At 44.9% G+C, this 6,635-nt stretch carries 6 protein-coding genes; 4 read left to right on the forward strand and 2 right to left on the reverse strand.

Annotation, left to right across the window (positions count from 1 at the left end; genetic code table 11):
• Positions 1-422: 422 nt before the first annotated feature.
• The 4 genes from B9J84_RS01805 (at position 423) to B9J84_RS01820 (ending at position 4,593) form a co-directional block, all read left to right on the forward strand.
• Positions 423-1,895, forward strand: a complete 1,473-nt coding sequence (locus tag B9J84_RS01805; RefSeq protein WP_094123409.1) for an aminoacyl-histidine dipeptidase — start codon at positions 423-425, stop codon at positions 1,893-1,895.
• Positions 1,896-2,190: 295 nt separating this feature from the next.
• On the forward strand, positions 2,191-2,631 hold the full coding sequence (locus B9J84_RS01810) for an ATP-dependent zinc protease (protein WP_019282319.1): 441 nt from the start codon (positions 2,191-2,193) through the stop codon (positions 2,629-2,631).
• Positions 2,631-3,536 (forward strand): 30S ribosomal protein S6--L-glutamate ligase, encoded by a 906-nt coding sequence (gene rimK, locus B9J84_RS01815; protein WP_010320145.1) that lies wholly within the window; start codon positions 2,631-2,633, stop codon positions 3,534-3,536. Before B9J84_RS01810 ends, rimK begins: the two co-directional genes overlap by 1 nt.
• Positions 3,496-4,593: a succinylglutamate desuccinylase/aspartoacylase family protein gene (locus B9J84_RS01820; RefSeq protein WP_088718002.1), complete on the forward strand. Its 1,098-nt coding sequence runs from the start codon at positions 3,496-3,498 to the stop codon at positions 4,591-4,593. The genes rimK and B9J84_RS01820 overlap by 41 nt, the downstream gene beginning before the upstream one ends.
• Positions 4,594-4,699: 106 nt before the next feature.
• Here B9J84_RS01820 and B9J84_RS01825 read toward each other — a convergent pair whose 3' ends face one another.
• Positions 4,700-6,055 carry a sodium-dependent transporter gene (locus B9J84_RS01825; RefSeq protein WP_026027641.1) on the reverse strand — a complete coding sequence of 452 codons (1,356 nt, stop codon included), beginning with the start codon at positions 6,053-6,055 and terminating at the stop codon, positions 4,700-4,702.
• Between the two features lie 126 nt (positions 6,056-6,181).
• On the reverse strand, positions 6,182-6,635 hold a 454-nt coding region (locus B9J84_RS01830), incomplete at its 5' end, for a GGDEF domain-containing protein (RefSeq protein ID WP_143698823.1).

Consider the following 6,635-nt stretch of genomic DNA (forward strand, 5'->3'; position numbering starts at 1 on the left):
TCCATGGAGGCGATAAACGGACTCATCCTTTGAGCATTTTTTCTTCGCTTTCGAAGTTGGTTACAAATATACCACCAAGAAATTAAATTACAATATTTAGCGTGATAAAAATCACATAATTTTATTTTAATGATCTACATCAACAGATTTAAGTAATTAAATTACACAAATATCAGCAAAAAATGATTATTAGGCGGTAAGGGGAAGAATCTCATCGCCGATTGTGTCATCTCTTCTATACGCTACAGTCGATTTAATGTGACACCAATAAAACAATTCTCAAGCGGTGAGGCTACTCGCTGATTGTCGAGAGTGGTATGCTGTCCACCACTACAAGTCATGCTCAGATCTAGTCGATATCGCTACCAAAGAAACATTTCGCCTGTTCATGATCTGGCAAGCTCGAATAAAAGGAGTATTCCGTGTCTGAGTTCTATTCTGAAATCAGTAAATTGTCATCGGCACCCGTATGGCAATTTTTCGATAAAATCTGTTCCATTCCTCACCCGTCTAAGCATGAAGAAGCCTTAGCCCAACACATCATCCAGTGGGCGACAGAGCAGGGTTTAGCGGTACGCCGAGATCCAACCGGTAACGTTTTCATAAAAAAACCAGCGACAGCTGGCATGGAACATAAGAAAGGTGTGGTTCTACAAGCTCATATTGATATGGTGCCGCAAAAAAACGAAGACACGCAGCACGACTTTGCTAAGGACCCTATCCAACCGTATATCGATGGCGAATGGGTAACAGCCAAAGGAACCACTTTAGGTGCCGATAACGGTATGGGTATGGCAGCATGTTTGGCTGTTCTCGCGTCAAAAGAGCTCAAGCACGGCCCTATTGAGGTGTTACTGACGATTGATGAAGAAGCGGGTATGACAGGTGCTTTCGGCCTTGAAGCGGGTTGGTTAGAAGGAGAGATCCTGCTCAATACTGATTCAGAACAAGAGGGCGAAGTATATATGGGCTGTGCTGGTGGTATTGATAGCGCAATGACTTTTAATATCCAACGACAAGCCATGCCTGCTGGTTACGTAACACATCAATTGATTTTGAAAGGGTTAAAAGGAGGTCACTCTGGGTGTGACGTCCATACTGGCCGTGGGAATGCTAACAAGCTGCTGGCTCGCTTTCTTGCTAGTCACGCACAAGAACTTGATTTACGTTTGATCGAGTTTCGCGGTGGTAGCCTACGTAACGCCATTCCTCGAGAAGCGTTTGTCACCGTGGCCATTCCTGCCGAAAATGGGGTAAAACTGGATGAGCTATTTAGCACCTATACCCAGCTAGTGAAAGAAGAGCTTGGACGCGTCGAAACAGGAATTGTCACTTTCAACAACCCGCAAGAAAATGCAGAAAATGTCTTCGCTCTTGTTGATCAACAACGTTTTATTGCCGCATTAAACGCGTGTCCAAACGGTGTGATCCGGATGAGCGATGAAATTGAAGGCGTAGTTGAAACCTCATTGAATGTCGGTGTGATTACCACGCAAGAAAACTCTGTGACTGTGTTATGCCTTATTCGTTCTCTGATTGATTCAGGTCGCCAACAGGTTGAAAGCATGCTCAAATCCGTTGCTGAGCTAGCGAATGCGGAAATTGCCTTTACTGGTGCTTATCCGGGCTGGAAACCAGATGCCGATTCAGAGATCATGGCTATTTTCAGAGACATGTACCAAGGTATTTACGGTCATAAACCGAATATCATGGTGATCCATGCTGGCCTAGAATGTGGTCTTTTCAAAAAACCTTACCCAGAAATGGATATGGTTTCGTTTGGCCCAACCATTAAATTCCCTCACTCACCGGATGAGAAAGTGAAGATCGACACAGTCGACCTTTTCTGGGAGCAAATGGTTGCCCTACTAGAGCATATTCCAGCGAAAGTTTAACCCACTCTGATGTCGAATTCTTCAACCAGCGTGTAATAGCAAGTTGATGAATATCTTGCTTTGGCAGCGGAATTCGGCATCAATCCTTACCTCTTTTTCTATCAATTAATTTTATCGATAAGGCAAATTAATTTCATTAGCGCACATTTTTTGTGACTGCTAGAGTTCGCCCCCTTGAAGTTCCTAGAGTTATTCACCACACTCTCTTCAAGCGATAACACCATTTAAAAGTTGTATCGGGGATGCGGCTACTCCTTAGCGGCGTCTTACATTCTCCAAAAATATTGAAACTGCGATGAAAGAAGAAATGATTGTCGGATGGCGAGAAACTCTCAGCCTTCCAGGGTTAGGTATTGAGCAAATTAATGCCAAAGTCGATACCGGAGCCCGCACGTCGTGCTTACACGCATTTAAGGTAGAGAGCTTCATCAAGGAAGAGACTCTTTGGGTTCGCTTTTGGATCCACCCTGTGCAGCGCAATAATGACAAGGTCACAGTGTGCGAAGCTAAAGTCATTGATGAACGAATCGTCCGTGATTCCGGTGGCCATGAAGAGTCACGTTACGTTATTCAATCAGACGTCAGTTTGGGCGGCCAAACTTGGCCCATTGAAATAACGTTAACCAATCGCGAAAATATGGGTTTTCGTATGCTATTAGGTCGCACCGCAATGCACCGTCGAATTTTAGTTAATCCAACTAAATCGTTTTTAATCGCTTTCGAGGAGAGCAAATAATGAAAATTGGTATTCTGTCACGTAATGCTTCGTTGTATTCAACCAAGCGTCTGATTGAAGCGTGTAAAAGCCGTGGCCACCAAGTCAAAGTGATTGATGGGCTGCGTTGCTATATGAATATCAATTCTGAAAAACCCGAAATTCACTTTAAAGGTGAAGAGTTAGCGGGTTTTGATGCAGTCATTCCTCGTATTGGTGCATCCGTTACGTTTTACGGTACTGCGGTATTACGCCAATTTGAAATGATGGGGGTTTATCCCGTCAATGAATCTGTGGCTATTAGCCGTTCCAGAGATAAACTTCGCTCAATGCAGCTATTGTCTCGTCGCGGCATTGGTATGCCGATTACTGGTTTCGCCAGTAAACCCGATGATGTCAAAGACTTACTCGACATGGTCGGAGGAGCACCGGTAGTGATTAAATTACTTGAAGGAACTCAAGGCATCGGTGTAGTGTTAGCGGAAACACGCAAAGCAGCAGAAAGTGTGATCGAAGCGTTCATGGGCTTGAAAGCCAATATCATGGTGCAAGAGTACATCAAAGAGGCTGGTGGCGCCGATATTCGCTGTTTCGTTATTGGCGACAAAGTTATCGCAGCCATGAAACGGCAAGGTGCCGATGGTGAGTTTCGCTCTAACCTACACCGCGGTGGAACGGCCTCTTTGGTAAAAATCACCCCTCTAGAACGTAAGACGGCTATCGATGCGGCGAAGATTATGGGTCTCAATGTTGCGGGTGTGGATCTTTTGCGATCGGAACGTGGCCCATTAGTGATGGAAGTCAATTCATCGCCAGGTCTTGAAGGTATTGAAGCCGCTACTGGTAAAGATATCGCCGGGTTGATTGTCGAATTTATTGAAAAAAATGCGGCAACGAAAGGGACAAAAACACGTGGCAAAGGTTAGGAAAAACACAGCATTTCATTTCCTGGGGGATTCAGTTCCCCCAGGAACGCGCAAGGCAATGGAGCTAGAAGCGGCTAAGCTTTATACACACTCGCCACTCTCTATCCCTATCGAAATCATTAATGGAATATCCACTGGCCCAACCTTAATGGTCAATGCCGCCATCCATGGTGATGAACTGAACGGCGTTGAAATAGTCCGTCAACTGATCAACTCCATTGACCCGCAAAAACTAAAAGGGACACTGATTGTTGTCCCCATCGTCAATGCCTTTGGCTTTATTCATAAATCTCGCTACCTTCCTGATCGACGCGATCTCAATCGCTGCTTCCCTGGAAGTGAAACTGGCTCCCTCGCCTCTCGCATTGCACATACTTTCTTTTCCCAAGTCGCTTTACGTTGTGATTACATCATTGACCTGCATACTGGTGCTATTCATCGCACGAATTTGCCACAAATCCGCGCCGATCTCACTAATCCTGAAACCTTACGTATTGCCCAAGCATTTGCAACCCCAGTGATCATCGACTCTCCACTGCGTAATGGCTCGCTCAGAAGTGAAGCAGAGAAATCAGGCATCACAGTATTAACTTATGAAGCAGGTGAAGCGCTAAAATTTGAACCTATTGCCATCAATGCGGGTATTGTCGGTGTGAAACGCACCATGCAAGCCATTGGTATGATGCGCAAAAGTCGCAAGGCCGTACCGACATCGATCATCGCAAAATCAACCAGTTGGCTCAGAGCCGAAAGCGATGGCATCTTGCGCACTGTGGTGACGCTTGGTGACAAGGTCGAAAAAGGACAAGTGCTTGCCTATATCAACTCACCGCTTGGTCATGTTGAAGTCGAATTAAGAGCCAATAAGGGGGGTATTGTGATTGGCCAACAAACTCTGCCTCTTGTTAATGAAGGAGATGCCGTATTCCATCTCGCCTACTTCTCGCAAAGCGATGAGATGGTTGAGCAAGTCGTGGGCGATTTTATTGAAGAGGTCGCAGACAGCGATTTAGAACCTCTGACCACGGGACACTTGATGCCACCGTCGATGGTCTAAATTGTCGATAAGTCTAAACAATAGAGACACATAAGTTCAATAATAAAGCCCTTATTCAAAGGGCTTTATGCTGTTTAAGCGTGAGTGGGATGAAGAAAGTAACTCATTAACCGAACGAAGCCCAAATCACCGTAGCCACTAATACAGGGCAGACAAATTTCACATACCAAGGCCAGATTTTACCAAACCAACCCAATTGGAACTCAGGGAAACCTTGTTCTAACTCTTTGACTTTCGCGTGACGACGCCATACCCAACCGCCAAATAGGCAGAACATCAGCGCTGCTGTCGGCTGCAAATATTGCGTCGCAACCGTTGCCACTAAGCCAAATAGCGCACCAAAATTATAAACAATAACGACACTGACTAGCGCAATTAACGCGCCTAATACCCAGCTTGTTGGTGCGCGTTTCGTATTAAAACGCTCGCTGACTAAGGCTACAGGGCATTCCAGCATAGAGATAGAAGAGGTTAACGCGGCGATCGTCAGTAAAGTGAAAAATACGATAGCAAACACCTGCCCCATCCAACCAAGGCTATCAAACATCAATGGCAACACGGTAAAAACGAGCGTATCTGAATTTAGTAAAGAACCGTCAGCGGCATAGATTTCCACCCCTTTATGCATCGCAACAAACATCGCAGGCAACACAACAAGGCCAGCAATGAAAGCCACGGCGGTATCAACTAAAGTCACATTTAGTGCCATCTTCGGCAGGTTTTCTTGCTTACTCAGATAAGATCCGTAAATCAACATCGAGCAGCCACCAATGGTTAATGAGAAGAAACCTTGCCCCATTGCCGCCAGTAAGAGATGTCTGTCAAACACCTTTGAAAAATCAGGGACTAAATAGTGTTGTAAACCTTCCATCGCTCCAGTTTGCATCATGATGTAAACAAACAGCACACCAAACAGTACAAACAATGCAGGCATTAAACGCGTTGACCATTTTTCAATCCCGTCTTTAACACCACCTTGCACGATTAGAATCGTCAAAATATAAAACACTAAGGTTCCGAATAAGTTACGCTCAACACTAAACCCTTTCAACCAAGCTGTGATTTCCACAAAACCCAATAACTCTGTCATCGCACCGAGTAAAAAGCAGATTAGCCAGCCACCGACGATGCTGTAAAACGCCAGTACCGCACTCGGAACACTCAAACCAATCCAACCGACAAAGCCACCGACCATTTTACCTAGTGGATGAGGCGTTAATGAGCGCATGCTATCAACAGGGTTTGCTTGCCCAAAACGGCCTATCGCCATTTCAACCACTAACATAGGGAAGGCAACGACCATGATCATCACCAAATAAACCAATAAGAATGCGCCGCCGCCGTTGCTTGCCGCTTGGGTTGGAAAGCCCCAGATATTACCTAGGCCAACCGCCGCACCCGCCGCCGCAAGAATAAAACCAAGACGTGAACCAAAATGTTCACGAGAATCAGACTGTGTCATACCACTCACACAAATATCAATAGACTAGTTAGCTAGTACGGTAATACAGGCAATCAAATAGAGCAATTCCACTGCTTATTTATTAAACAAGCATTGCAAAAATAAACAGAATTTACTGCGTAAAGATTATTGAACAGGCAATGTTAACGGGAGATTAGAGGTGAATTTTTGCACGAGATAACGACCTCTTCCTTGTGCTTTGACTGCATAAAGTGCTCTATCAGCCACATGAAAGAAATCTAGATAGTGATTCAACTGTGGGGTATCAATTTCAACCCCTCCAACGCTGATTGAAAGCGTCTTCTTCGCCGGGGAAAATTGGTGGGTGATGCGCAGCGATTCAACCGATTCGATCAGTCGTTTAGCATAAGCTTGACCATCAATTTCGATGTCGCTCGCCAAAACTACACAAAACTCTTCTCCACCAAAGCGAGCAACCAGTTTTTCACCGCCAAAATCCAATTTTTTTAAGCTGGTCGCAACAGATTTCAATGCTTCATCACCCTCTAAGTGGCCGTAGTGATCATTGAACAATTTAAAATAGTCAATAGCGATTAAAAACAATACGATATATCTAAAT

The organism is Vibrio sp. V03_P4A6T147 (assembly GCF_002241085.1).
GTDB lineage: Bacteria > Pseudomonadota > Gammaproteobacteria > Enterobacterales > Vibrionaceae > Vibrio > Vibrio anguillarum.

Excerpts from the sequence above, each read along its gene's own strand:
- B9J84_RS01825 (WP_026027641.1), bottom strand. The coding sequence starts at position 6,055 with ATGACACAGTCTGATTCTCGTGAACATTTTGGTTCACGTCTTGGTTTT.
- B9J84_RS01820 (WP_088718002.1), top strand. The coding sequence starts at position 3,496 with ATGCGGCAACGAAAGGGACAAAAACACGTGGCAAAGGTTAGGAAAAAC.
- rimK (WP_010320145.1), top strand. The coding sequence starts at position 2,631 with ATGAAAATTGGTATTCTGTCACGTAATGCTTCGTTGTATTCAACCAAG.
- B9J84_RS01810 (WP_019282319.1), top strand. The coding sequence starts at position 2,191 with ATGAAAGAAGAAATGATTGTCGGATGGCGAGAAACTCTCAGCCTTCCA.